Below are 24,514 nucleotides of genomic sequence, written 5' to 3'. Positions count from 1 at the left end.
TCAACCGACGAGAATGGCCTCCGGCAGGCGCGCCTGAAGGCCGTTCGGCAGCTGCTCGACCACCAGCTTTCGGATCGGTGTCCAGAAGGCCGAAAGGGTGAGCAGGGCGGAGCCGATCACCAGTGCGGTCAGCGCGAAATTCAGTTCGACGGCGCCAAAACGGTCGAACAGCCAGGTCAGCGCGATGAGCACGTAGGCGAGCGCGGAGACGAGCAACGCGCGACGGTCGATCGCCAGCGCGACGAGGCCGAGCGCGACATAGACCGTCAGCACTCCGGCCGCCGCGGCGACGCCGATCTCGCCACCGTCCGTCACGCCGAGCCAGTGGAACAGCGGATGGGCGATCATCGGCGCGGCAGCCAGGTGAAGCCAGAAGGCGACGTCGCTGCGGCGCGTCGTGCGCGCCCGATCGCTCGCGTCCCAGCGCATGGCAAACGCGAAGATCGCGATCCCGACGGCAAAGACCAGCGGAATGAAGACCGTCTCGGGCTTGATGTCGGTGCCCGAAGCGATCGTACCGCCGATCAGCGCGATCAGCGATCCGCCCACCGCGACCGCGCCGGCGGCAACGGTGATCGGGACCATGAAGCGTCGCCAGTGGACCCAGGCCGCGCCCGCCGCGACCAGCGCGCTCGCCGAGACAAGAATTGCCGCCAGCGTGTCGTTGCCGTTGTCGGCAAGCCCGATGACGATGCCGAGCAGGGTGGCAAAGATGCCGCCCACCCACGCGAGCAGCAGGATGATGCTGGGAAGCGCCATCCGGCGGCGCAGGGTGAAGAACTCCGCCAGGCCCCAGGCGGTCGCCGCGACCAGCGCCCCGGCGAGCGGGGAGGGGCCGTTGTTCGAATGCAGGATCGCCTCGCCAATGGCACCGGCGGCCATCAGCATGATGACCACGCCGATGGTAACGAAGATGTCGTTGAAGCTGGTGACGAGGCGGAAGTTCTCCTCGTCGCCCCGCGGCATGTCGCGGACCTGCGTCATGTGCGCGCGAAAGGCTGCGGCGGCATCGGCGCTCAGGGCACCGGCCGCGACGGCCGAATTGATGTCTTCTTCTGAGTACATGGCGTAACTCTCCCCCACGGGATTGCCCCGGAATGGGAAGAAGCTACGCCATGCTGTGTTAGTGTGTCAATACAGCGCCCCAATAAGGGGACGCGTCAGCCGCGGGCGGAGCTCGGTCCGGTGCCGGTCACCTTCTGCATCGCCTTGAGGATATTCGCCGACTGCTCGCTGCCCGACTGCGGGGCGGATAGGTTCGAGAACTCGGAGATCTTGTCCCAGTTGGCGGCGAAACCTTCGACCGTGCGGTCTTCGTCCTTCAACCAAACGGCATCGTTCATCACCGTCCAGGCCGAGTGGAAACCGCCCGCGCCGGCGCCGACGATGGCATTGGTCGGAGCGTCCTCGCTGACGAGGAAGAGTGCGGCCGGAACGACATTGACCGGGTCGAACAGCTTGAACGCTTCTTCGGGGAACAGGTCTTCGGTCATGCGCGTGCCGGCGACCGGCGAGAGCGTATTGACCTTGATGTTGTACTTAGCGCCTTCGAGCTGGAGCGTCTTGGTGAGCCCGGCGAGGCCGAGCTTGGCCGCGCCGTAATTGGCCTGGCCGAAATTGCCGAACAGCCCGGTCGAGGAGGCGGTCATCAGGATGCGGCCGTAGGCCTGCTCGCGCATGGTTTCCCAGACGGCCTTGGAGACGTTGGCCGAGCCGTTGAGGTGCACGTCGACGACGAAACGGAAGTCGTCCATCGTCATCTTGGCGAAGGTCTTGTCGCGCAGGACGCCCGCATTGTTGATGACGATGTGCACGCCGCCCCACTTCTGCTTGGCGTCGGCGACCATCTTTTCCATCTGTTCGACTTCGGTGACCGAGCCGCCGTTCGACATGGCTTCGCCGCCCATCGCCTCGATTTCCTCGACGACCTTCAGCGCCATGTCGGAATGACCGGTACCGTCGCGCGATCCGCCGAGGTCGTTGACGACGACCTTTGCGCCGCGCCGTGCGAGTTCGAGCGCGTATTCGCGGCCCAGACCGCCGCCCGCGCCGGTCACGATGGCTACCTTGTCCTTGAAGTCGATGCTCATGATGTCTCTCCGAATGGGTTTACGTAAGGGTCAATTTGCGTGCGGGTTGGCAGAGTCCTCGATCGCTTGCAACCGCCACTTCGGCCAGTGGCCGTTCCGTAACGTCAGGGCGCGGGGGTCAGAGAGCGCGCAAAGCCGGAATGAGCCCCGCAACCGAATCGATCACGACATCACCGCCGAGCCCTGCGGGATCGCCGTCGCAATAGCCGTATCCCGCGACCACGATCGGCACGCCTGCGCCGCGAGCCGCCTTCACGTCATAGCTCGAATCGCCGACGAAGGCGAAGCGCGTGCTGCCGCACACTTCCTGCGCGTGCAGAACGGGTTCGGGCGCGGGCTTGGCGAGGTAGCGGCCGTCGTCGCCTTTCCCGAGGCTGTTGCCGCCGATGATCGCGACGAAGCGGTCGGCCAGCCCGAGCTTGGTCAGGACCTGGGTCGCAAATTCCTCGAACTTGTTGGTCACCACCGCCATTGTCACGCCCATCTCCGCGAGCTCGTCCAGCATCGGCTCGACGCCGGGGTAGGGTCGGGTGTGGTCGGCGTTGTGCTCCGCGTAATAGGCGAGCATTTGCTTATAGAGCGCGCGGAACTCGTCTTCGGGCATGCCGCCCTGCTGATCCACCGCCCGGGCGAGCATGATCTTCGCCCCGCCGCCGATCAGGTCCTTGCTGCTGTCGACCGGCACGGGGTCGAAGCCGCCCAGTTCCAATGCATGGTTCACCGCCGCGCCGAGGTCGCGAAAGGTGTCCAGCAGCGTTCCGTCGAGGTCGAAGCCGATGGCGGCAAAGGGAAAATCGCTCATGGCGGTGCGAAGTGGCGCATGACGCTTCAAACGGCAAGCGTTTGGTGGCAAGGCCGCCGACATGACTGCTTCCACGCGCGAACTCGCCATCGTCGTTCTTGCCGCGGGCAAAGGAACCCGCATGAAGAGCGACCTGCACAAGGTGCTCCACCCGATCGCGGGCCGTCCGATGATCGACCATCTCCTCGCGAGCGCTGCGGCGCTTCGGCCCGCGAAGACCGTCGTGGTCGTCGGTGCCGGACGCGAGCAGCTCGAGATGGCGCTGGGCGACCGCGCGACGACCTGCCTGCAGGAGCCGCAGATGGGCACCGGCCATGCCGTGCAGCAGGCCGAGCGCGAGCTGGCAGGCTTTTCGGGCGATGTGCTCGTCCTCTATGGAGACGTTCCCTTCGTGAAGGGCGAAACCATGCAGGCCATGCTCGACCGGCTGCATGCCGAGGACCGGCCCAAGGTCGTGGTGCTCGGTTTCGAGCCGGACGATGCCGGAGCCTACGGCCGGGTGATCGCCGACGCCGGTGGCAGAATCTCGAAAATGGTCGAGTTCAAGGACGCGAACGAGGCGGAGCGTGCCTGCACCCTGTGCAATTCGGGCCTGATGGCGGCCAGCGCTGCCGACATGTTCGATCTGCTGCGCCGTGTCGGCAACGACAACGCGCAGGGCGAATACTACCTGCCCGACATCGTCAACATCGCGATCTCCGACGGGGAGACCTGCGCCGCAGTCCCCTCCGACACGCCGGACGAGGTTCGCGGGATCAATTCGCGCGCCGAACTCGCCGCCGCCGAGGCACTGTGGCAGGCCGAGCAGCGCGATTACTGGATGGCCGAAGGCGTGACCCTGCGCGCGCCGGAAACGGTGTTCTTCAGCTGGGATACCGAGCTCAGCGCCGACGTGACGATCGAGCCGAACGTCGTCTTCGGCCCGGGCGTGACCGTCGCCAGGGGTGCGCACATCAAGGCATTCAGCCATCTCGAGGGTGCGAGCGTGGGCGAAGGCGCGCAGGTCGGCCCCTATGCGCGCCTGCGGCCCGGAGCGGTCATGGGCAAGAACAGCTTCGTCGGCAATTTCGTCGAGATGAAGAAGGCGACGCTCGGCGAAGGCGCGAAGGCGAGCCACCTGACCTATCTGGGCGATGCGGAGGTCGGCGCGGGCGCCAACATCGGCGCGGGCACGATCACCTGCAATTACGACGGCTATTTCAAGTACAAGACGGTCATCGGCGAAAATGCCTTCATCGGTTCGAACAGCGCGCTGATCGCGCCGGTGACGATCGGCCGCGATGCCATCGTGGCGGCAGGCAGCGCGGTAAGCCGCGATGTCGACGACGGCGACTTGCGGATGGTCCGGGGCGAGCAGATCGTGAAACCGGGCTGGGCAGACCGCTTCCACGACGCGATGAAGAAGAAGAAAGCGGCCGCGAAGAAGAGTTGAGCGAGCAGCCGCCTTCCTGCTGGCTGTGCCTTCGCCCGCTGGGCCGCAAGGTGCAGCAGCACCACACGGTTCCCAAGGCGAAAAAGGGGCGGGAGACCGTGCCGGTCCACCCCATTTGCCACCGCGCGATCCACGCAAACTTCACCAATGCCAAGCTCTCCCGCATCGGGAACGAGCGCGAAGGCCTGTTCGCAAACGAGGCACTGGCGAGCTTCGTGCGCTGGGTCTCGGACAAGCCGCCCGATTTCCACGCACCGACGCGGCGACCGCGATAATCGGAAACACCTTGTGCAGCGGCGCGTTGATGGTGCTGGACCAAGGAGCGTGTTTGCATGAAATTCTGGAAAGGCGCAGCGATCGGTATCGGCGTGCTCGCCGCGGGGGCGACCGCAGCTTTCGCCTACTACCGGCAAGCCGTCGACGAGCCGCCCTATCGGCTGGTCGAGAAAAGCGGCGATATCGAACTGCGCCAATACGCGCCGATGATCGTTGCCGAGGTCACGCATACGGGCGACCGCGAACCGGCGCTCAACGCAGGGTTTCGTCGCCTCGCGGCCTACATCTTTGCCCAGGACCGGCCAGGAGAGAAAATCGCCATGACCAGCCCGGTCATGCAGGACCAGAGCGTCGAAATCGCAATGACCGCGCCGGTCATCCAGGATGGCGGCAAGGGGACCGGCACCTGGCGCACGCGCTTCGTCATGCCGGCCCAGTACACTTTGGAAACGCTTCCGACACCGCCTGCCGACATCTCGTTGACCCAGGTTCCGTCACGCCGCGTCGCTGCGATCAGGTTCTCCGGGAACGGCAGCAACAAGGACCTGGCAGAGCAGGAGAATGCTCTGCGCGAATGGCTGGCCGAACGTGGCCTGACCGCCACCGGCCCGGCTGAATTCGCGTTCTACGATGCACCGATGGTGCCGCCGCCGCTGCGCCGCAACGAGGTGATGATCCCGGTAGGGTAAGAGCCGAGGCTCGGCTGGCTTCGTCAGCTGGCGACTTCGCCGTTTTGTCCTGAAGGCAGGACCCGGCCGACGATCCACCAGATCGCCAGGGTCGCCGTAGCGGCGACTATGCCATCGAGCGCGTAATGGTAGCCGGTATGGATCGACCCGACGAAGATCAGGAGCGCAAAGACGCCGAAGAACCAGCCGGCTCGCGCCGAGATCTTCCGCATGGCGAGCCAGAAAAGCGTCGCCAGCGAAATGTGCATCGAAGGCATGGCCGATATCCCACGACCGAGGCCGAGTTCACCGCCCGCCTGCCAGTCCAGCAGTTGCTGCTGCACTGTCAGCACCATGACCGGGAATTGCTTGTCTGCTTGCTGCAGGTAATCCATCAGCGGCACGAAGCGTGGGTCGCCGAAAAGTGGCTGCATGAACGCCGGGCCGACCGACGAGAACAGGACCGCGAGGGCTACGCCGACGAGGCTCCAGCACAGGAAATAGCTTACGAAGTACCGCGTCCTCAGGAGTTCGTCGGTCTGGTATGCGCCAAGGTAGATCGAGCCGGCATAGATCAGCAGGATCCACAGGTGATAGAGGGCCGCAAGCGCGGAGGTGACGACGGGATACCCGATGAGGGGATGCAGTATACGCCACGGGTCGTAACCGAAGCCGAGCGCGGCATCCCAGCGGATGAAGGTCTGGTCCCAGGAGAAAGGGTTGAACAGCGGTATCGCGCTCTTCATTCCGCCGAAATAGATCATGAAGACCGACAGGAGCGCCAGAAGCGGCACGGCACGCAGTTGCCGCAGCCAGAAGGCTTTCTGTCCGAAGACCTCCGCCCCGAAGGCAAAGAGCGATTCGGGACGTTCGCGAAACAGGCGGGCCGCGAACAGCACGGCGATTACCAGCAGCCAGCTCGCGGCAAAGAGGAAGAAGTTATAGAGAACCGAGCTCCACGGATGGAACGCGACCCCAGCCAGCGAGAGGCTGATGGCAAACGCGAAGATGCATGCGAGCGCGACCGCGTAGATTGGCAGCTCGCGCTGCAGAACGGCAATGGCAGCAGTGCGTTGCATCCCGGCAGATGGCCCCCTGTGGTCGGACACCTCCTATCGCATGACAGGTGAAGCCCGGCACAGGGGTTGCTGGCACATGTTCCACGGCGGGACAAGGATCGCTGCCCGCCGTGACCGGTGCCGAGGGCTCAGTTTTCGGCTTTGTCCATCAGGCGCTGCATCATGTAGGTGAACTCGATCGCCTGGAGCTTGGCGCGCTGGGCGTTGTCCACCCCGCCAGAGTGGCCGCCGACCGTATCCTCGAAATAGTAGTACGGCTGGCCGATCTCCGCGAGCCGCGCGGCGGCCTTGCGCCCATGGCTTGGATGCGTGCGGTCGTCGGCGGTCGAGGTGATGAACAACGGCGAAGGGAAGTCCTTGCCGTTGAGCAGGGCCTGGTACGGCGAATAGGGCTCGATCCAGGCGCGCTGTTCGGCAATGCGCGGATCGCCGTATTCGCCGATCCACGATGCTCCGCGACCGATGTAGGGGTAACGCAGCATGTCGAAGAGCGGGACCCAGACGACGGCCGCGTTGAACAGTTCGGGCCGCTGGGTGATCGCGGTGCCGACGAGCAGGCCGCCCTGGCTACCGCCGGTGATCCCGAGTTGGCCGGGCGTGGTGATCCCGCGTGCCTGCAGGTCCTCGGCGACCGCGATGAAATCGTCCCACGTGCGTTGCTTGTTCTCGCGGATCGCGTTCTGGTGCCAGGAGGGACCGAACTCGCCGCCGCCGCGAAGGTTGGTCAGCACGTAGGCGCCGCCACGCTCCAGCCACAGCTTGCCGGTGAGACCGAGATAACCGGGCGTATTGGCGTTCTGGAAGCCGCCATATCCGGTCATGCGAACCGGCAACGGACCCTTGTCGAGTCCACCCTTGGGGAGAACGACGAAATAGGGGATCTTCGTACCGTCCCTGCTCGTCGCTTCTTGCTGGACGACGCTCGCTCCGGCCGCATCGAAGCGGGCGGGAGAGGTCTTGAGCACTTCGAGCGTGTCGCTCGACCCGTCATAGTAGAACAGCTGGCTCGGCTCGAGGAAGCCGGTCACGTTGATCATCAGCTCGTCGCTGGTATCGGCGGTGGAAATGACACCGATGGTCGAGTTGTCGGGCAGTGCGAGCGGCTTGGTGCGCCACTTCCCGCCGTCGCGTTCGTAGCGGATTACCCGGCCGCGGACGTTGTCGAGCACGCTGACGTAGAGCGCGTCGGACGTGACCGCCACACCCTGCGCCGTCTGGCGGTCGCCCGGTGCCCAGACCAGCTCGTAATCGACGCCGTTGGGGTCGCGCTTCCAGTCTTCGAGGTCGACCGAGACGATGGAATCGGCGGGGAAAGTGATGCCGCCGACGGTCCAGTCGACATCGGTCGAGAACAGCAGCCGGTCGCCAACGATCCCTGCAAGACCTGCCTTGCTGGGAATGTCGAGCTGCACCCATTTGCCGTCATGCTCGACGAAATTGGCGCTGTTCCAGAAATCGATCGAGCGATAGGCGATGCGTGCGTGTTCGACGCCGTCGCTGTCGCGCAGCACGTAGGATCCGGCTCCGAGATCGGTCGGCTCGCCGCGGAAGACTTCGGGTGCATCGGACAGCGACTGACCGCGCTTCAGTAGCCGGGTGGTCAGCGGATAGCCGCTTTCGCTCATGGTGCCTTCGCCGAAATCGCGGGTCACCAGCAGCGTGTCGCGATCGACCCAGCTGGCGCTGCCGATGCTTTCGGGAAGATCGAATCCGTCCTCGACGAACTTGCCGGTCTTGCCGTCGAATTCGCGCATCACGGTCGCGTCCTTGCCGCCGTCCGATAGCGACAAGAGGCACAGCGTGCGTTCCGGCTCGAGGCAGGTGCGGCCCGAATAGGCCCATTCGCGGCCTTCCGCCTTGGCGAGGGCATCGATGTCGAGGACCGTCTCCCATACCGGATTGTCGGTGCGATAGCTGTCCATGGTGGTGCGGCGGATGAGACCCTTGGGATTGGTCTCGTCCTGCCAGAAATTGTAGATCCCGTCGGGATAGAAGGAGCCGTAGGGGACCCGGTCCTGCGCATCGAGGATCGCCAGCGCTTCGGCCTGCAATTCATCGAACCGCGGATCGGTAGCCAGCGCGGCGAGCGTCCGGTTGTTCTCGTCCTCGACCCAGGCAAGCGCCTTTTCGTCGCGCGCTTCTTCCAGCCAGATGTAGGGGTCGTTTTCGGCTTCGAACATGTTCTCTCCGGTGGTGTCTGTGCTGGCGGTCTGGGCCATGAGCGGAAGGGGGGCGAGGGCGGCAATGGCCAGCGTCAGCGCGCTCGACTGCGCGAGAAGGGTTTTCATCGATGGGCGTCCCGTGTTGATCTGCGCCTCCTACTTGGCGGATGCGGACGAAACTTCAAGCAACTCGAGCGGTTTGCGTGACCCGTTCGTCGAAACCTCGGCACGACGAGAAAGGGCGGCCCCGCGAGGCCGCCCTTTGGTGTTATCTTTGCGATGGGAGCGAGGTTCAGCCTTCGACGCGTTCCGCCAGCACGGTCAGGCCGTTTTCGCCGACTTCCGCGAAGCCGCCGCGAACCTCGATCTCCTCGGGCTCGGCACCGTCCTTGGCATAGACCTTGAGCGCGCCGTCGCGGATCGTGCTCATGACCGGCGCGTGACCTTCGAGCACGCCGAAATCGCCTTCCGAACCCGGGACGACGACCATGTAGACGTCGTCCGAGCGGACCAGCTTTTCAGGCGTGACGAGTTCGAAGTGAAGGGCCATCTGGCTTACGCGTCCTCGGCCAGCTTCTTGGCCTTCTCGACTGCTTCGTCGATGCCGCCGACCATGTAGAAGGCGCTTTCCGGCAAGTGGTCGTATTCACCGTCGACGACGGCCTTGAACGACTTCACCGTGTCTTCGAGCTGGACGAACTTGCCCGGAATGTTGGTGAACACCTCGGCCACGTGGAACGGCTGCGAGAGGAAGCGCTGGATCTTGCGCGCGCGGGCGACGGTCAGCTTATCTTCTTCGGAAAGTTCGTCCATGCCGAGAATGGCGATGATGTCCTGCAGGCTCTTGTACTTCTGCAGCGTTTCCTGGACGCGGCGAGCCGTATTGTAGTGCTCTTCACCGACGACGCGCGGTTCGAGAACGCGGCTGGTCGAATCGAGCGGGTCGACCGCGGGATAGATGCCGAGTTCGGAAATCGCGCGGCTCAGCGTGGTCGTCGCATCGAGGTGGGCGAACGAGGTTGCCGGAGCCGGGTCGGTAAGGTCGTCGGCGGGAACGTAGATGGCCTGGACCGAGGTGATCGAACCCTTGGTGGTCGAGGTGATGCGTTCCTGCAGGTTGCCCATGTCGGTCGACAGGGTCGGCTGGTAGCCCACGGCCGAAGGAATACGGCCGAGCAGCGCCGACACTTCCGAACCCGCCTGGGTGAAGCGGAAGATGTTGTCGACGAAGAACAGCACGTCCTGGCCTTCCTGGTCGCGGAAGTATTCGGCCATCGTCAGGCCCGACAGAGCGACGCGGGCACGCGCGCCCGGCGGCTCGTTCATCTGGCCGAACACGAGCGCAACCTTGGAGCCTTCCGAGGTCGCGTTGCCGTCGGCGTCCTTGGCGATGACGCCGGCGTCGAGGAATTCGTGGTAGAGGTCGTTACCCTCGCGGGTACGCTCGCCGACGCCCGCGAAGACGGAAACGCCGCCGTGGCCCTTGGCGATGTTGTTGATCAGTTCCTGGATCAGCACGGTCTTTCCCACGCCGGCGCCGCCGAACAGGCCGATCTTGCCGCCCTTCGCGTAAGGGGCGAGCAGGTCGATGACCTTGATGCCGGTTACGAGGATGCTGGCTTCGGTCGACTGGTCGACGAACAGCGGGGCTTCGGCGTGGATCGGGGCCGACTGCTCGGCGCCGATCGGGCCGCGCTCGTCGATCGGCTGGCCGACGACGTTCATGATGCGGCCGAGAGTCTTCGGACCGACGGGGACCGAGATCTGCGAACCGGTGTTCACGACTTCCTGGCCACGGGTCAGGCCGTCGGTTCCGTCCATCGCGATGGTGCGGACCGTGTTCTCGCCGAGGTGCTGCGCGACTTCGAGAACCAGCGTGTTGTCGCCGTTCTTGGTCTCGAGCGCGGTGAGAATTGCCGGCAGTTCGCCTTCGAAGGTCACGTCGACGACTGCGCCGATGACCTGGCTGATAGTGCCGTTCGTGGTCTGGTTGAGGACGGGGGCGGTGGCCATATGGTCTTCCTATTCGATCGAAACGTTCGGATCGGTGTGGGCCGAGGCTGCCGATCTTTCCCTGGCCCGTGCGGGGCCGAAAAAGTCCGATTGCCGCGGAGTGAATCGTGGATGCGCGCGCCTTAGGCAGAACGGGGTGCAAAGTCCACTGCCTACACGCCGAAATCTGGCCGATATTTGCTGCACTGCGGTCAAGCCGCGCATTGCCCGGTCGCCGACGCGATCATGGCGGCCAGTTCCGCGTTCGCGGAAGCCGTTGGATGGATCGAATCGGCATAGTCTGCCGGGTCCCATCCGGGCGATGTGCGCGGGTCTATCACCGCAATGCGTGCGGGCAGAGCGGGGATGGGGCTGCTGCTGCGGTCCAGTTCGTCCAGCGCGGGATAGGCGACCGCGATGACGCGGCCGGGATATGCTTGCAGGAATCCGTCCAGTTCCGCGCGCCAGCGAGGGTCTTGCTGCGGTGGTGCTGGTTCTCCCGGCGAAAAGAAGCGCTTGCGGATCGCATAGGCCAGCACGGACACGGGCTTGCTGCGCGGATGGGTGAGCTCGCTCCTCCACCGCGATGGCGCGGCAAAATCTGCGCTGTTCAGAACCAGCACCAGCGTCTGCGGGATGGACAGCGAGGGGTCGCGGCGCAGCGCGGCCAGTTCGTTTCGCAGGCCCCAGCTTCCGGCGGACAGCGGCCAGACGTCGCAATTCGTTGCCGCTTCGAGCCTTGGCCCGAGCTTGTCCGGCTGGTCGATGATGTTCCCGCCGAGCACCAGCGAATCGCCTACCAGCATGATGTCTTCGGGCTGCGGCGCATAGCTTTCGCTCACGCCCATCGAGTGTTCGTTGAATGCCCAGCTATTGCGCCCGAGGAATGCGCCCTGCTGGCTCGGCGCAGGTATGTAGCCGACCTCTTCGTCGGCGAGGTAGAGCGGAAAATCGCCGACACCTGCCAGCCGCGCGGCGACCTCGCCCGCGATCAGAGCAAGCATCATGCCGCAAAGCAAAAGGGCGCCCCACCAACCGGCGGAGCGCCCTTTTCGTATGCGGTTGCCGGCCATGCGGCGCGCCTACAGCGCTTCGGCGCCCGCGATGATTTCGATCAGTTCGGTCGTGATCGCGGCCTGGCGGCTGCGGTTGTACTGGATCGTCAGCTTGTTGATCAGGTCGCCGGCGTTACGCGTGGCATTGTCCATGGCGGTCATCGACGCGCCCTGTTCGGAAGCCTCGCGCTCGAGCAGCGCGCCGAACAGCTGCGTCTTGATGAAGCGCGGCAGCAGCTCGGCAAGGATTTCTTCCTCGTCCGGCTCGTATTCGACCGCGGCTTCCGACGTTTCGGTGCTGTCCGATGCCGGGACCGGGATCAGCTGGACCGTGGTCGGGTCCTGCGCCAGCGCCGACTTGAAGACCGGGAAGATGAGATGCGCGACGTCGAACTCGTCGTTCTCGAACTTCGCGATCAGTTCGCTGGCGATTTCGTCCGCTTCCTCGAAGCCCGGCTGGCGGACGTTGGAGGTATCGAACCAGGTGTCGATCTTCTCGGCATAGTCGCGCTTGATCGGCGCACGGCCCTTCTTGCCGACGAGGTAGAACTGCACGTTCTTGCCTTCGGCGATCAGCTTGCGCGCCTGGGTCTTGGCTTCCTTGACGATGTTCGAGTTGAGACCGCCGCACAGGCCCTTGTCGGTGTTGACGACGACCAGCAGGTGACGCTGGTCCTTGCCATTGCCGGCCAGCAGCCGCGGGGCGCTATCGCCCGAAACCTTGCCGGCGAGCGATGCCATGACCGAGGTCAGCCGCTCCGCATAGGGGCGAGCGGCTTCCGCCGCCGCCTGCGCACGGCGCAGCTTGGCTGCCGCGACCATCTGCTTGGCCTTGGTGATCTTCTGGGTCGACTTGACCGAGTTGATCCGGCCCTTGAGTTCTTTCAGCGAGGCCATGACGGCTCCCTAGCTAGTCTTCGAAGGGCTCAGGCGAACTTCTTGGCGAAGGAATCAAGCGCCGAGACGACCTTGTCCCGCGTGCTGTCCTCGAACTTGCCGGTGTCACGGATTTCCGCGAGCACATCGGCGTGTTCGGCACGCATGAACGAGAGCATTTCGGCTTCGTATTCGGTCACGCGGTCGACCGCGACGGCATCGAGGAAGCCATTGGTGCCCGCGAAGATCGAGACGACCTGCTCTTCGACCGGCATCGGCGAGAACTGCGGCTGCTTGAGCAGCTCGGTCAGGCGCGCACCGCGGTTGAGCAGCTTCTGCGTGGCGGCATCGAGGTCCGAGCCGAACTGCGCGAAAGCAGCCATTTCGCGATACTGCGCCAGCTCCAGCTTGATCGAACCGGCGACCTTCTTCATCGCCTTGGTCTGTGCGGCACCGCCGACGCGGCTGACCGACAGGCCGACGTTGATCGCCGGGCGGATGCCCTGGAAGAACAGGTCGGTTTCCAGGAAGATCTGGCCGTCGGTGATCGAGATCACGTTGGTCGGGATGTAGGCCGACACGTCACCGGCCTGCGTTTCGATGATCGGCAGCGCGGTCAGCGATCCGCCGCCGTTCGCTGCGTTCATCTTGGCCGCACGCTCGAGCAGGCGGCTGTGGAGGTAGAACACGTCGCCCGGGTAGGCTTCGCGGCCCGGCGGGCGGCGCAGCAGCAGCGACATCTGACGATAGGCGACGGCCTGCTTGGACAAGTCGTCGTAAACGATCACGGCGTGCATGCCGTTGTCGCGGAAGAATTCGCCCATCGCGGCACCTGTGTAGGGCGCGAGATACTGCAGCGGAGCGGGCTCCGAAGCGGTCGCGGCAACGACGATCGAGTATTCCATCGCGCCGTTTTCTTCGAGCTGCTTGACGATCTGCGCGACGGTCGAGCGCTTCTGGCCGACGGCGACGTAGATGCAGTAGAGCTTCTTCGATTCGTCGTCGCCCTGGTTGACTTCCTTCTGATTGATGAAGGTGTCGATCGCGACGGCGGACTTGCCGGTCTGGCGGTCACCGATGATCAGTTCGCGCTGGCCGCGGCCGACGGGGACGAGGGCGTCGATCGCCTTGAGGCCCGACTGGACCGGTTCGCTGACCGATTCGCGCGGGATGATGCCGGGGGCCTTCTGTTCGACCAGGCGGCGTTCGGTCGTCGCGATCGGGCCTTTGCCGTCGATCGGATTGCCGAGCGCGTCGACCACGCGGCCGAGCAGGGCCTTGCCGACCGGCACGTCGACGATGGTGTTGGTCCGCTTGACGCTGTCGCCTTCGCCGATTTCCTGGTCGGAGCCGAAGATAACGACACCGACGTTGTCGGCTTCGAGGTTGAGGGCCATGCCCTGTACCCCGTTGGCGAATTCCACCATCTCGCCGGCCTGGATGTTGTCGAGGCCGTGGATGCGGGCGATCCCGTCACCCACCGACAGCACGGAGCCGACTTCACTGACTTCGGATTCGGTACCGAAATTGGCGATCTGGTCCTTGATGACCTTGGAGATTTCTGCGGCGCGGATATCCATGAGTATTGTCCTTTAAGCCTTCATGGCCTGGGAGAGCGAATTGAGACGGGTGCGGATCGAGCCATCGATCCGGCGGGAACCGACGGTCACGACGAGACCGCCGAGAAGATCGGGGTCGACCTTCGAGGTGAGTTTGACCGTGCGGCCTTCACGCTGGGTCAGTTTTTGACGCAGCGCGGTCAGCTGGTCGTCCGTCAGCGCGTGGGCGCTGGTGACTTCGGCATTGACCTCGCCGCGCTGGGCGGCCGCGATCGCGCGGAAGGCACGGATCATATCCGGCAGCGAGCCGAGGCGGCGATTGGTCGCGAGGACGGCGAGAAACTTCTGCGTCAGCTGCGACAGGCCGAGAACCCCGGCGACCCCTTCGATCGCAGCGCCCTTGGCCTTGCTGCCTACTTCGGGGTTGCGAATCAGGGCCTTCAGATCGTTCGATTCGGCGAGCGCACGCTCGAGCGTATCGAGATCCGATTCGACGGCAGACACGGTCCCCACCTCGACCGCGAGATCGAACAGGGCCGAGGCATAGCGGCCTGCCAGGCTTGACTTGATACCGGCGGAGATTTCCACGCGTGATAGGTCCTTCGAAAGGTCCGGAAAATAACGATGCATCGCCCTGATCGATCGGGATGCGTCAGAGCACTCCCGGCAAGGCTGGCGCGCGCCTAGCATCGGCCATGCTGCGATGCAACCAGCATGGCGGTGAATCTGTTGGACTCGTCCGCGCTCCCCATTACAAAGTTCGATAGCAGGCGCGGACGACGCCGGGAGAGGACATATGGACACGAAGCCGCTGGCCCCGAAGTGCGGGGTGGAAATCACGGGCGTGCAGCTCGCCGAAGCCCGAGGCGAGACCATGGATGCGATCAAGCATGCGATCTACCGCCACGGTGTCGCCGTCTTCCGCGAACAGGATTTTTCGCCCGAGGAGCACATCGCCTTCGCGAGGCGCTGGGGCGGGATCGACATCAACAACTACTTCCCGCTGACCGACGAGCACCCGGAAATCGCGGTCGTGCGCAAGCGCGCCGACCAGGAAACCAACATCGGCGGGGCGTGGCATACCGACCATTCCTACGACCAGGTGCCGGCGATGGGCTCGATCCTCGTCGCTCGGCTGCTTCCGCCGAGCGGCGGCGACACGATGTGGGCGCACATGGGCGCGGCTTACGAACTGATGTCCAACGAACTGAAGGAAAAGGTGGCGGGGCTGAGCGCCTATCATAGCGCCGACCACGTCTATTCGCCGGACGGTGCCTACGCTCAGACCGACCAGGGCGCCGATCTGCGCGGGCAGGACCTGCAGACCGGTGCGACCCATCCGGTGGTCATCCGCCATCCGCATACGGGCCAGAAACTTCTCTATGTGAATCCGAGCTTCACGATCAATCTGACCGGCATGACCCGCGCTGAGAGCCTGCCGTTGCTGCAGGAACTCTATGCCGTTGCCATGTCGCCGGAGATCCAGTGCCGCGTCGCATGGCAGCCGGGCACGGTCGCGATCTGGGACAACCGGACGACCTGGCACAATGCGCTCAACGACTACCCGGGTTACGCGCGCGAGATGCACCGCATCACGCTGACGGGCGAGGCACTGGCGGCGTAACTTATTGCGCTACCGCTTCGCTGCTTGAGCGCGCGTTCGCCGCGCTACCGCTCCGCTGCTTTAGCAGCGAGCTATTCGTCGGTCGGTGCCTGTAGCACTTTCACTGTCGGATCGGGCTTGCGGACGTTGCAGCTGTAGACCAGCCGTTCGTTGGGTGCGTTCGGCAGGAGCCCGATGACCGCGGCCTGCATGTCGCCGAGCCGGGCCGCCGCGTTTTCCTCGCCGCATTTTGGGGGCGAATACTTCGACCGCTCGGCGCGCGCGTTCGCCATCGCGCTGCGCGACAGCAGGTAGCGATCGGTACGGAATGTCCTGGTCGCGGGGTCGTAGCGGTTTACCGAGACCGCGTCCTCGTCGTCGGGTACCAGCACCCGGGTCCAGTCACCGGCAGATAGGCCGTATTGGGTGCGCTCGTTCACGCAGCCGCCCTCGGCCCAGCCGAATTCGACATCGTCGGTCATGGCCGAGGTCACCCGGCTGCGGCTTTCCACGAGGCTGCAGATCATCGTGCCCCCGTCTGCCAGCGCCGGATCGGCCGGATCGTCGTCTTCGCTACCCTGCATCGTCGCGGCGACGCGTCCATCGATGTCTGCAAGGCCCGGTCGCGTGAACCAGAAGCCGAGCGCGCCGAGCATTGCCAGGCCGGACAGCGTGCCCGCGATCATTATCCGGCGCTCGTTCCCCTCGGCACGCGATTGCCACGCAACGAAGCCCGATGCCAGCGACAGGATCAGCAGCAGGGCGGCGATCGCCATGGCGTTCTCGCGTTCGGTCATCACTGCGATTTCCGCTTCGAGCTGCGCGCGCTCGCGCTGGCGGCTGAGCGTATTGGTGCGCTCCATCAGGGCGCGGCGGGCCTCGGCCTGCTCGCGTTCCATCCGGTCGCGCTCGGCCGCATCGAGTTCGGCCATGCTGCGGCAGGGCAGCGAATTGACGCTCGGCTCGATGCCGTTCTTGCGCAGGAACGGGAGCAACTCGCGGGTCGAGACCGCGAAGTAGAACTCCGCATCGCCGCCTTCGGAATCCGCGCCGAAGCTGTTGACGCCGATGACCCTGCCGCAGCCGTCGAGCAGCGGGCCGCCCGAATTGCCGCGCGCGATCGGCGCGGTGTGGAGGATCGAGTCGAATTGCCGGGCAGGGCGGGCGCCGGAGATGAAGCCGCGGCTCTTTACCGGGGGCTGCGACTTGAAGATGTCGCCGATCTCCAGCCCCTGCGCCCGGTCAACATTCATCGGATAGCCGACCGACGAGACTTCGCCGCTGTCGGGATCGGTGCGCCCGGCGATCGTCAGCCGGGGCAGGCGCAGCGGTCCGTTGATCCTGATGAGCGCGAGATCGGTGCGCGGATCGACGCTGATGGCCTTGGCGTACTCGGCCTCGTCGCCTTCCGAAGGGACCACCGCGATCGTCAGCGTGTCGTCGAGCAGCGCCTCGCGCACGACATGCGCGTTGGTAATGATGGTGTCGGACGTCACGGCAAAGCCGCTGCCGTGGCTAACGGGGTAGACCTCGCGGCCGTCGGTCCCGATGATGACGACGCGCACCACCCCGCGTGCGGCCGCGTCGACATCGGCCTGATCGGCACTGGCGAAAGCGGGCAGGCACAGGGTAAGCAGTGCGACCACAAGAGCGAATAGTCTCGACATTGGTCGTCGATTTACGCGGGAAGGGCTTTTGACCGCAAGCATCGGGATGCGCGAAGGTGTTGATGCGGCTAGACGGACGGGCATGAGCGCCGCGGCACATATCGATCCCGAAGAGGCCTGGGCGGCAGTGTTGCGGCGCGATCGCGCGTGGGACGGACGCTTCGTGACCGGCGTGCTTTCGACCGGCATTTACTGTCGGCCCAGTTGCGCGGCGCGGCACCCGGCGCGCGCAAACGTGCGCTTCTTTCCTGACGGGCCTGCGGCGAGACTGGCGGGCCTGCGCGCGTGCAAGAGGTGCATGCCCGACGACGTGGCGCGGGACGAGCAGGCGGTCCTCGACGCGATCGCAATGATCAAGCGGGCAGAGACTACCGTTCCGCTGGCCGATCTCGCGGAGACTACCGGCTATTCGCCGAGCCATTTCCAGCGGATCTTCACCCGGGCGACCGGCCTGTCGCCTGCGGTCTACGCCAGGGCCCTGCGCGAAACCCGCGCGCGCCGCTCGCTCGGCGGAGCCGGGAGCGTGACCGATGCGATATACGATGCAGGTTATGGCAGCGCGTCGCGCTTTTACGACGACACGAAGGGAAAACTCGGGATGACGGCAAGCGACTGGAAGAACGGCGGGGCAGGCCGCACCATTCACTGGGCACAGGTCGACACGTCGCTCGGACCCATGCTCGTCGCAGCCACCCAGAAGGGCGTTTGCTGCCTTTCCTTCGCGGAGGGCGAGGCGGAGTTGAGCGCGCGCTTCCCCAAGGCGGAACTCGTCGAGGGAGGCGAGGATTTCCGCGGACTGTTCGAGGAGGTCGCCCGGGCGGTCGAACGGCCCGGTTCCGGCGACACCATCCCGCTCGACGTGAAGGGGACGGCGTTCCAGCAGCGGGTGTGGCAGGCGCTGCGCGAAATCCCGGCAGGCGAAACGCGCAGCTACGGCGAGCTTGCAGCCGCACTCGGCAATGCAAAAGCCAGCCGCGCGGTGGGCGGGGCGAACGGCGCGAACAACATCGCCGTGCTCATTCCCTGTCACCGGGTGATCGCAGCCGACGGCGGCCTGGGGGGCTATGCCTATGGCCCCGAGATCAAGACCGAACTTCTCCGCAGGGAACGCGCGGGCGGCGATTGACTTGGCGAGCCGTATCGGGTGCTCTCGCCCGTTGAAGGAGAGCACGCCGATGACCGAGAACGCAGCCACGGAGCCCAAACGCTCGATCTGGCTCAGGATCTGGGAATTTCCGCTGACGGCGATGCTGTTCGCGATCCTCGTGGTCATTCTGTGCGCGGGCCTCGTCGGCGTCGTGCAGATGCAGCTACTGGTCCCCAACCTGGAGCCCAGCGTCGGCATGATCGTGAGCACGGTCCTGCTCGTGGCGCTGCTCACCGCGGCCTACAAGCTGGTGATCCGGCATCTGGGAGGAAAGAAGCACGACGACTTGCCGCTGGCCGGATTGGCGCGGGAATCGGGGCTGGGGTTCGCTGGCGGGGCCGCGCTGATCTCGGTCTGCGTCGCGCTCGCCGCGCTGTTCGGCGTCTATCGTATCCAGGGCGGGGACAATTTCGCCGACTGGGCGCAGATCATCTTCGTATTCGGGCTCTATGCCGGGTTCTTCGAAGAACTGCTGATGCGCGGCATCGTCTTTCGCTGGTTCGAAGAGATGACCGGCACGTGGATCGCGCTCGCGGTCAGCTCCCTGCTGTTCGGCTTCGGCCATGCGTGGAACGACAACGCGACCGTGGTCAGTTCGATGGCGATCGCGATCGAGGCGGGCATCCTGCTCGGCGCGGCCTATATCCTGACGCGCTCGCTCTGGCTCGCCATCGGGCTGCATGCCGGGTGGAACGTCGTCCAGGCGCTGTGGGATGTGCCGGTGTCCGGCAATCCGACGAGTGGCCCGATCGCGGCGACACTGGAAGGCCCGGCGCTGCTGGCCGGCGGAGGTTTCGGGCTGGAGGCGACGATCTTCGCACTAGTCGTCGCGACGAGCGCGGGCATCTGGATGCTGGTGAAAGCGAGCAAGGCTGGAAAGATCGTGCGCCCGATGTGGAGCCGCAAGGGCGAACCGATCACCGCCTATTGATGGCGGTCAGGCGCTGCGTGCCCAGCTGCTGTCTGCGGGGCTGAGCGTCTCGAGGAACGCCTCGGCACTGTCGAGATATTCCTGCTTGCGATCGTCGTCCATCCGGTCCCAGGTCGAATAGACCCGCCCGACGCGGTGGTTCTTCTCCAGCCGCTCGCGGTGCCGGTCCATGAAATGCCAGTAGAGCGGGTTGAAGGGGCAGGCCCCTTCGCCGGTCTTCTTGCTCGGCGAATAGGTGCAGCCCTTGCAGTAATCGCTCATCTTGTTGATGTAATTGCCGCTCGCCGCATAGGGCTTCGTCGCCAGCTTTCCGCCATCGGCATAGAGGATCATCGCGGCTACGTTGGGCAATTCGACCCACTCGTAGGCATCGGCGTAGACCACAAGATACCAGTCCTGCACTTCCCTCGGATTGATGCCCGCCAGCAGCGCGAAATTGCCGAGCACCATCAACCGCTGGATGTGATGTGCATGGGCATTGTCGCGGGTCGAACGGATGCAGTCGGCAAGGCAGGCCATCTCGGTCTCGGCGGTCCAGTAGAACTCGGGCAGGCCGCGCTGCGCGTTGAGCGCGTTCGCAATCTGGAGATGCGGCATCTGGTGCCAGTAGAACCCGCGGACATATTCACGCCAGCCGATGATCTGCCGGATAAAGCCCTCGACCGAATTGATCGGCGCCTTGCCATCCCGATACGCCTGTTCCGCACGCCGGCACAGTTCGAGCGGGTCGAGCAGGCCGAGGTTGATGCTGGTCGACAGCATGGAATGGTACAGGTCGTCCTCGCCGCAGACCATCGCATCCTGGTAGGGGCCGAATTTCTCGATCCGTTCGGCGAAGAAGGCATCGGCGGCCTTTTCCGCCTCGTCGCGCGTCACCGGCCAGCCGAAGTTGTCGAGACTGCCGAAATGGTCGCCGAATTGCTCCCCGACCAGATCGATGCATTCCTGCGTGATCCCGTCGGGCTCGAACAGGGGCCGGGGCGGGGCGTCCATCTTTTCCCCGGGCGGCTTGCGGTTCTCGCTGTCGTAGTTCCAGTCGCCGCCTTCCGGCTTGCCGTCGTCGCGCATCAAGAGGCCAGTCTTGCGGCGCATCTCGCGATAGAAATGCTCCATCGTCAGGTGATCGCGATCCTCGGCCCAGTCGCGAAATTCAGCGATGCTGGCGATGAAGCGGTCGTCGGGCAGGATTTCGACCTCGCAGTCGAACTTGTCGGGCCATTCCTCGATCGCCTGCTGCACCCGCCACTCGCCCGCCTCGACAACGTGGATGGCGCGCGGATCGTGCCGTTCCACCGCGCGGGCGACTTCGCCGGTGAAGCTGCCCGCATTGTCCTCGTCGGTCAGTTTGACATAATCGACCGTCCAGCCCGCATCCCGCAATTCGGCTGCGAAGTGGCGCATGGCGGAAAAGATCAGCGCGATCTTCTGCTTGTGGTGCTTGACGTAGGTGGCCTCGTCCCAGACCTCCATCATCAGGATGACGGTATCGTCCTTCGTGCGGCCCCGGATGGAAGCGAGGTCGCGGGTCAACTGGTCGCCGAGTATGGGGACCAGAATCGGGTGTTCGGGCGCGGCGGACATCGATCGAACAATGCCCGGACGCGCCCGAGGTGCCCTAGAGCCCCGCGATTTTCTCCTCGGCGGCCTTCAGGCCTGCCGCGATTGCGTCGGGACCGAAGCCCGTCTTCTCCACGCGGACGAAGTGCAGGTCGTCCACCCCGATGAAACCGAAGAAGGTCTGGAGCAGGCTTTCCTGGTTCTCGGCGATCTGGTCGTTGTCGTAGGTGCCGCCGCGCGCCGAAGCGACCACGACCTTGCGGCCTCCGGCGAGCCCTTCGGGTCCGGCCTCGGAATATTTGAACGTCACGCCCGGTACGCCCAGCCGGTCGAGCCAGGCCTTCAGCTGCGAGGGAATCGAAAAATTGTACATCGGCGCGCCGACGATCACGACATCGCTGGCGAGGAATTCGTCGAGCACCGCGCGCTGTTCCGGATAGGCTTCGGCTACGGCTTCCTCGTGCGTTTCGGGCGGAGTACGGATGGCCGCAGTGGTGATGCCGTCGATATGCGATAGCGGATCGGCAACGAGGTCGCGCTCGATCACGGTGGCGTCCGGGTTCTGCTGCCGGAAGTGGTCGACCAGCTTCTGCGTGAGCTTGCGGGTAACGCTCTGTTCGCCGGTGGTGGCGCTGTCGATGCGAAGGATCTGCATTGGGGGAACTCCTGTTGGTGTGCCACCCATATGGAGCGCCGGGAGGCGGGCGCGAGGGGCGCGCCGCCTACCTTTGCTAGCCCGGTATCAAGCGAAACTAGTCGAGCTTGGGTGGCATTCCCGGCTCGGCTTTCGCCATGGCTGCCTGGTATGCCGGGCGCTCGCCGATACGCTTGAGATAAGCCTGCAGATTGGGCATTCCCTCGATCACCATGCCGCTCATCGCCCGGCTGGTGGTCAGCTGGAAACCCATCATGATGTCGGCCGTGGTCAGCTGCGATCCGCCGAAATAGTCGGCTTCCCCGAGCCGCTTCTCCACGATCGCCCAGCCCTTGGCGTTGCGGTCCGCGACGAAGGGCGGCATCTCGCCGCCTTCCACCATCCGGCCGGCAACCAGCGCCATCATGCCATTGGTCATGAAGGTCGCGTTGGCCCAGTGGAAATAGAACAGGTGATCGGCGAAATCGGGGTGGTCAGGCCCGGGGACGAGTTCGGTGTCAGGCGCGTGTTTCGCGACGATCCATTCCATGATCGCTCCGCTTTCACCCAACACGAAATCGCCGTCTGTGATGACAGGCGCGATGCCCATCGGGTGCAGCGCCTTGTATTCGTCCGGCGCGAGGTTGTTGTCCGATCGCCGCGTGTAGAGCTTGAGATCGTAGTCGAGCCCCAGTTCCTCGCACAGCCAGACGATGCGTTCGGATTGCGACAGGCGCAGGTGGTGGACGGTCAGCATGGCGTAATTTTCTCCCTGATTCGGTCTGCCTTGGCGGTCACCCTACACGAAGCTGTAGGGATCGATATCGATACCGACGCGAACGCCGTTCGGGTGATTGATCCCGCCCAGCCAGCGACGGATCGCCCCCTGCAGGTCGACACTGCGCTTTGCGCTAACCAGCAGGCGATAGCGGTAGCGACCCCGCAGCAGGGCGAGCGGGGCGGGCGCCGGACCGAAGATCGACATGTCTGGCAGGTTGGGCCGGGTATCGCCCAGCTTGCGGGCCGCTTCGCGTGCTTCGGCCTCGTCTTCGGATGAGATGATGATCGCCGCCCAGCGACCGAAGGGCGGAGCGCCCGCGTCGCGCCGCATCTCGGTCTCGGTTTCGTAGAACGCGTCGCGCTCGCCGCTCGCCAGCGCCGCGATGACGGGGGCTTTGGGATGACGCGTCTGGAGCAGCACTTTGCCAGGCTTTGAACCGCGTCCGGCACGGCCCGCGACCTGTGCGATCTGCTGGAAGGTCCGCTCCGCTGCGCGCAGGTCTCCGCCTTCCAGGCCGAGGTCGGCATCGATCACGCCGACCAGCGTCAGCTCGGGGAAATGGAACCCCTTGGTTACCAGTTGCGTGCCGACGATGACATCGACCAGCCCGCTCTCGACCAGCGCGACGAATTCGGCCGCGCGTCCGGGGCTCGACAGCGTGTCCGAGGTGGCGACCACCGTGCGCGCCTCGGGGAAGCGTTCGGCGACCTCGTCCGCGATCCGCTCCACGCCCGGTCCGCACGCGACGAGACAATCGGGCTCGCCGCATTCGGGGCAGGTGTCGGGCGAAGGTACTTCGTGGCCGCAGTGATGGCAGGCGAGCCGCGCGGAAAACCGGTGCTCCACCAGCCATGCGCTGCAATTGGGGCACTGGAAACGGTATCCGCAATTGCGACACAGAGTCAGCGGGGCGTAGCCGCGCCGGTTGAGGAACAGCAGCACCTGTTCGCCGCGTTCCAGGCGTTCTTCCATCGCCTCGACCAGCGGTTCGGCTAGCCACGCGCCATGGCCCGGCTTGTACTCGGTCAGGTCGACGGTCCTGATCTCGGGCAGTTCCGCCCCGCCGTAGCGGCTCGCCAGTTCCAGCCGCTCGTACGTGCCGGACTGCGCCATTTGCAGGCTCTCGATCGCTGGGGTCGCGCTGGCGAGAACCACCGGGATCCGCTCGAAATGGGCGCGCATCACGGCCACGTCACGGGCGTTGTAGCGTACCCCGTCGTCCTGCTTGAAGCTGACCTCGTGCGCCTCGTCGACCACGATCAGCCCGAGGTTGGCGTAGGGCAGGAACAGGGCAGAACGCGCGCCGACCACGACCTGTGCGCCGCCGCGCGCGGGGCCGTTGGCGATCGCGCGCCAGGCTCGCCGCCGCTCGGTCGACTTGAGCGAGGAATGCCACAGCACCGGCGGCACACCGAAACGATCCTCGAACCGCTTGAGGAAGGCTTCGGTCAGCGCAATCTCGGGCAGCAGCACGAGCACCTGCCGCCCGGCCTGGAGCGCAGCGGCCACCGGCTCGAAATAGGTTTCGGTCTTGCCCGATCCGGTCACTCCGTCGAGCAGGAACGGCGCGAATTCCCTCGCCTCGACTGCCTTGACCAGCCGGTCGGCGACTGCCTGCTGGTCCGGCGACAGGTCCGGCTCTGCAAAGGCGGGATCGGCGGCGGGATAGGGACGGTCGATGTCCACCTCCACCGGTTCCAGCACGCCCTGGTTTACGAGGCCGCGCAGCACGCCTTCGGAAACGCCCGCGATGCCGGACAGTTCGCGGATCGTCGCCTGCTCGCCTTCCAGCGCTTCCATCGCCGCCTCGCGCTGGGCGGTCATGCGTTCGGGCAAGCCGCCCGACAGGCGATATTCGGTGGTCGTCGCCGGGCCCTTGAGCGCGCCACCGCTCGACAACGCCATCCGCGCGACCGAGGCAAGCGGCGCACAATAATAGTCCGCCGTCCATTCGATCAGCCGCCGCAACGCGGCATTCAGCGGCGGGACAGGCAGAATCTCCAGAATCGGGCGCAGTTTCGCATCCGGAACCCGCTCGCTCGGGAGGTGTTCTTCCTCCCAGGCGATGCCGGTGACCTGGCGCGGCCCGAGCGGAGCGATGACGACCTGCCCGGGCATGACCCGGGTTCCTTCGGGAACCCGATAGTCGAGCGGGCCGAGTGCGGCATTCAAGACGAGGAGGCGAACGCGGTTCATGGCGTGC

Annotated in this window: 22 protein-coding genes; 6 read left to right on the top strand and 16 right to left on the bottom strand. The window is 65.2% G+C overall.

What is annotated here, in order from left to right; all coding sequences use genetic code 11:
* From GRI48_RS03995 to GRI48_RS03985, 3 genes are all read right to left on the bottom strand, one after another.
* Positions 1-1,065, bottom strand: coding sequence for a hypothetical protein (locus GRI48_RS03995; protein ID WP_160671752.1), 1,065 nt, complete (start codon positions 1,063-1,065; stop codon positions 1-3).
* A 95-nt stretch (positions 1,066-1,160) separates the two neighbouring features.
* Positions 1,161-2,090 (bottom strand): SDR family NAD(P)-dependent oxidoreductase, encoded by a 930-nt coding sequence (locus GRI48_RS03990; protein WP_160671748.1) that lies wholly within the window; start codon positions 2,088-2,090, stop codon positions 1,161-1,163.
* 118 nt (positions 2,091-2,208) lie between these two features.
* Positions 2,209-2,892, bottom strand: a complete 684-nt coding sequence (locus GRI48_RS03985; RefSeq protein WP_160671745.1) for an HAD-IA family hydrolase — start codon at positions 2,890-2,892, stop codon at positions 2,209-2,211.
* A 61-nt stretch (positions 2,893-2,953) separates the two neighbouring features.
* On the opposite strand from GRI48_RS03985, the gene glmU reads away from it, so the two are divergent.
* Genes glmU through GRI48_RS03970 form a run of 3 tightly spaced genes read left to right on the top strand, consistent with a single transcriptional unit; the run spans position 2,954 to position 5,289 of the window.
* Positions 2,954-4,324, top strand: a complete 1,371-nt coding sequence (glmU, locus tag GRI48_RS03980; RefSeq protein ID WP_160671741.1) for a bifunctional UDP-N-acetylglucosamine diphosphorylase/glucosamine-1-phosphate N-acetyltransferase GlmU — start codon at positions 2,954-2,956, stop codon at positions 4,322-4,324.
* A complete protein-coding gene (locus GRI48_RS03975; RefSeq protein WP_160671738.1) occupies positions 4,321-4,599 on the top strand; it encodes an HNH endonuclease in 279 nt (92 codons plus the stop codon). Before glmU ends, GRI48_RS03975 begins: the two co-directional genes overlap by 4 nt.
* Before the next feature lie 57 nt (positions 4,600-4,656).
* Complete coding sequence (locus tag GRI48_RS03970) at positions 4,657-5,289, top strand: SOUL family heme-binding protein (RefSeq protein WP_160671735.1); 633 nt, start codon at positions 4,657-4,659, stop codon at positions 5,287-5,289.
* 23 nt (positions 5,290-5,312) lie between these two features.
* On the opposite strand, the gene GRI48_RS03965 is transcribed toward GRI48_RS03970, so the two are convergent.
* The 8 genes from GRI48_RS03965 to GRI48_RS03930 form a co-directional block, all read right to left on the bottom strand.
* Positions 5,313-6,347, bottom strand: coding sequence for a phosphatase PAP2 family protein (locus tag GRI48_RS03965; protein WP_160671732.1), 1,035 nt, complete (start codon positions 6,345-6,347; stop codon positions 5,313-5,315).
* A 128-nt stretch (positions 6,348-6,475) separates the two neighbouring features.
* Complete coding sequence (locus tag GRI48_RS03960; protein ID WP_160671729.1) at positions 6,476-8,635, bottom strand: prolyl oligopeptidase family serine peptidase; 2,160 nt, start codon at positions 8,633-8,635, stop codon at positions 6,476-6,478.
* 166 nt (positions 8,636-8,801) lie between these two features.
* Positions 8,802-9,059, bottom strand: coding sequence for an ATP synthase F1 subunit epsilon (locus tag GRI48_RS03955; RefSeq protein ID WP_160671726.1), 258 nt, complete (start codon positions 9,057-9,059; stop codon positions 8,802-8,804).
* A 5-nt stretch (positions 9,060-9,064) separates the two neighbouring features.
* Positions 9,065-10,522 carry a F0F1 ATP synthase subunit beta gene (gene atpD, locus GRI48_RS03950; protein ID WP_160671723.1) on the bottom strand — a complete coding sequence of 486 codons (1,458 nt, stop codon included), beginning with the start codon at positions 10,520-10,522 and terminating at the stop codon, positions 9,065-9,067.
* A gap of 191 nt (positions 10,523-10,713) precedes the next feature.
* On the bottom strand, positions 10,714-11,508 hold the full coding sequence (locus GRI48_RS03945) for a hypothetical protein (protein ID WP_160671720.1): 795 nt from the start codon (positions 11,506-11,508) through the stop codon (positions 10,714-10,716).
* 75 nt (positions 11,509-11,583) lie between these two features.
* Positions 11,584-12,453: a F0F1 ATP synthase subunit gamma gene (locus GRI48_RS03940; RefSeq protein ID WP_160671717.1), complete on the bottom strand. Its 870-nt coding sequence runs from the start codon at positions 12,451-12,453 to the stop codon at positions 11,584-11,586.
* A gap of 29 nt (positions 12,454-12,482) precedes the next feature.
* The gene (gene atpA / locus GRI48_RS03935) at positions 12,483-14,012 is read right to left on the bottom strand and encodes a F0F1 ATP synthase subunit alpha (RefSeq protein ID WP_160671714.1); all 1,530 of its coding nucleotides are present in this window, start codon (positions 14,010-14,012) and stop codon (positions 12,483-12,485) included.
* A 12-nt stretch (positions 14,013-14,024) separates the two neighbouring features.
* Entirely contained in the window at positions 14,025-14,579 is a 555-nt protein-coding gene (locus GRI48_RS03930; RefSeq protein WP_160671711.1) for a F0F1 ATP synthase subunit delta, read from the bottom strand.
* Between the two features lie 208 nt (positions 14,580-14,787).
* Between GRI48_RS03930 and GRI48_RS03925 the strand changes: the two genes are divergently transcribed.
* A complete protein-coding gene (locus GRI48_RS03925; protein WP_160671708.1) occupies positions 14,788-15,615 on the top strand; it encodes a TauD/TfdA dioxygenase family protein in 828 nt (275 codons plus the stop codon).
* 71 nt (positions 15,616-15,686) lie between these two features.
* On the opposite strand, the gene GRI48_RS03920 is transcribed toward GRI48_RS03925, so the two are convergent.
* The gene (locus GRI48_RS03920) at positions 15,687-17,261 is read right to left on the bottom strand and encodes a S1C family serine protease (protein WP_160671705.1); all 1,575 of its coding nucleotides are present in this window, start codon (positions 17,259-17,261) and stop codon (positions 15,687-15,689) included.
* An 82-nt stretch (positions 17,262-17,343) separates the two neighbouring features.
* Between GRI48_RS03920 and GRI48_RS03915 the strand changes: the two genes are divergently transcribed.
* Positions 17,344-18,387 carry a bifunctional transcriptional activator/DNA repair enzyme AdaA gene (locus GRI48_RS03915; RefSeq protein ID WP_160671702.1) on the top strand — a complete coding sequence of 348 codons (1,044 nt, stop codon included), beginning with the start codon at positions 17,344-17,346 and terminating at the stop codon, positions 18,385-18,387.
* Positions 18,388-18,436: 49 nt separating this feature from the next.
* Complete coding sequence (locus GRI48_RS03910) at positions 18,437-19,339, top strand: CPBP family intramembrane glutamic endopeptidase (RefSeq protein ID WP_160671699.1); 903 nt, start codon at positions 18,437-18,439, stop codon at positions 19,337-19,339.
* A 6-nt stretch (positions 19,340-19,345) separates the two neighbouring features.
* Here GRI48_RS03910 and GRI48_RS03905 read toward each other — a convergent pair whose 3' ends face one another.
* From GRI48_RS03905 to GRI48_RS03890, 4 genes are all read right to left on the bottom strand, one after another.
* On the bottom strand, positions 19,346-20,920 hold the full coding sequence (locus GRI48_RS03905; RefSeq protein ID WP_160671696.1) for a cryptochrome/photolyase family protein: 1,575 nt from the start codon (positions 20,918-20,920) through the stop codon (positions 19,346-19,348).
* A 34-nt stretch (positions 20,921-20,954) separates the two neighbouring features.
* A complete protein-coding gene (locus GRI48_RS03900) occupies positions 20,955-21,551 on the bottom strand; it encodes an FMN-dependent NADH-azoreductase (RefSeq protein WP_160671693.1) in 597 nt (198 codons plus the stop codon).
* 97 nt (positions 21,552-21,648) lie between these two features.
* The gene (locus GRI48_RS03895; RefSeq protein ID WP_160671690.1) at positions 21,649-22,287 is read right to left on the bottom strand and encodes a glutathione S-transferase family protein; all 639 of its coding nucleotides are present in this window, start codon (positions 22,285-22,287) and stop codon (positions 21,649-21,651) included.
* A 42-nt stretch (positions 22,288-22,329) separates the two neighbouring features.
* Positions 22,330-24,507, bottom strand: coding sequence for a primosomal protein N' (locus GRI48_RS03890; protein WP_160671687.1), 2,178 nt, complete (start codon positions 24,505-24,507; stop codon positions 22,330-22,332).
* Between the last annotated feature and the right edge of the window lie 7 nt (positions 24,508-24,514).

It is taken from the genome of Qipengyuania oceanensis (genome assembly GCF_009827535.1).
In the GTDB taxonomy this organism is placed as follows: Bacteria; Pseudomonadota; Alphaproteobacteria; order Sphingomonadales; family Sphingomonadaceae; genus Qipengyuania_C; species Qipengyuania_C oceanensis.
This window is presented reverse-complemented; position numbering and strand designations above follow the sequence as displayed.

What these genes read in the sequence shown, in the direction of transcription:
- GRI48_RS03995 (WP_160671752.1), bottom strand. Translation starts at nt 1,065, where the DNA reads ATGTACTCAGAAGAAGACATCAATTCGGCCGTCGCGGCCGGTGCCCTG.
- GRI48_RS03990 (WP_160671748.1), bottom strand. Translation starts at nt 2,090, where the DNA reads ATGAGCATCGACTTCAAGGACAAGGTAGCCATCGTGACCGGCGCGGGC.
- GRI48_RS03985 (WP_160671745.1), bottom strand. Translation starts at nt 2,892, where the DNA reads ATGAGCGATTTTCCCTTTGCCGCCATCGGCTTCGACCTCGACGGAACG.
- glmU (WP_160671741.1), top strand. Translation starts at nt 2,954, where the DNA reads ATGACTGCTTCCACGCGCGAACTCGCCATCGTCGTTCTTGCCGCGGGC.
- GRI48_RS03970 (WP_160671735.1), top strand. Translation starts at nt 4,657, where the DNA reads ATGAAATTCTGGAAAGGCGCAGCGATCGGTATCGGCGTGCTCGCCGCG.
- GRI48_RS03965 (WP_160671732.1), bottom strand. Translation starts at nt 6,347, where the DNA reads ATGCAACGCACTGCTGCCATTGCCGTTCTGCAGCGCGAGCTGCCAATC.
- GRI48_RS03960 (WP_160671729.1), bottom strand. Translation starts at nt 8,635, where the DNA reads ATGAAAACCCTTCTCGCGCAGTCGAGCGCGCTGACGCTGGCCATTGCC.
- GRI48_RS03955 (WP_160671726.1), bottom strand. Translation starts at nt 9,059, where the DNA reads ATGGCCCTTCACTTCGAACTCGTCACGCCTGAAAAGCTGGTCCGCTCG.
- atpD (WP_160671723.1), bottom strand. Translation starts at nt 10,522, where the DNA reads ATGGCCACCGCCCCCGTCCTCAACCAGACCACGAACGGCACTATCAGC.
- GRI48_RS03945 (WP_160671720.1), bottom strand. Translation starts at nt 11,508, where the DNA reads ATGATGCTTGCTCTGATCGCGGGCGAGGTCGCCGCGCGGCTGGCAGGT.
- GRI48_RS03940 (WP_160671717.1), bottom strand. Translation starts at nt 12,453, where the DNA reads ATGGCCTCGCTGAAAGAACTCAAGGGCCGGATCAACTCGGTCAAGTCG.
- atpA (WP_160671714.1), bottom strand. Translation starts at nt 14,012, where the DNA reads ATGGATATCCGCGCCGCAGAAATCTCCAAGGTCATCAAGGACCAGATC.
- GRI48_RS03925 (WP_160671708.1), top strand. Translation starts at nt 14,788, where the DNA reads ATGGACACGAAGCCGCTGGCCCCGAAGTGCGGGGTGGAAATCACGGGC.
- GRI48_RS03920 (WP_160671705.1), bottom strand. Translation starts at nt 17,261, where the DNA reads ATGTCGAGACTATTCGCTCTTGTGGTCGCACTGCTTACCCTGTGCCTG.
- GRI48_RS03915 (WP_160671702.1), top strand. Translation starts at nt 17,344, where the DNA reads ATGAGCGCCGCGGCACATATCGATCCCGAAGAGGCCTGGGCGGCAGTG.
- GRI48_RS03910 (WP_160671699.1), top strand. Translation starts at nt 18,437, where the DNA reads ATGACCGAGAACGCAGCCACGGAGCCCAAACGCTCGATCTGGCTCAGG.
- GRI48_RS03905 (WP_160671696.1), bottom strand. Translation starts at nt 20,920, where the DNA reads ATGTCCGCCGCGCCCGAACACCCGATTCTGGTCCCCATACTCGGCGAC.
- GRI48_RS03900 (WP_160671693.1), bottom strand. Translation starts at nt 21,551, where the DNA reads ATGCAGATCCTTCGCATCGACAGCGCCACCACCGGCGAACAGAGCGTT.
- GRI48_RS03895 (WP_160671690.1), bottom strand. Translation starts at nt 22,287, where the DNA reads ATGCTGACCGTCCACCACCTGCGCCTGTCGCAATCCGAACGCATCGTC.
- GRI48_RS03890 (WP_160671687.1), bottom strand. Translation starts at nt 24,507, where the DNA reads ATGAACCGCGTTCGCCTCCTCGTCTTGAATGCCGCACTCGGCCCGCTC.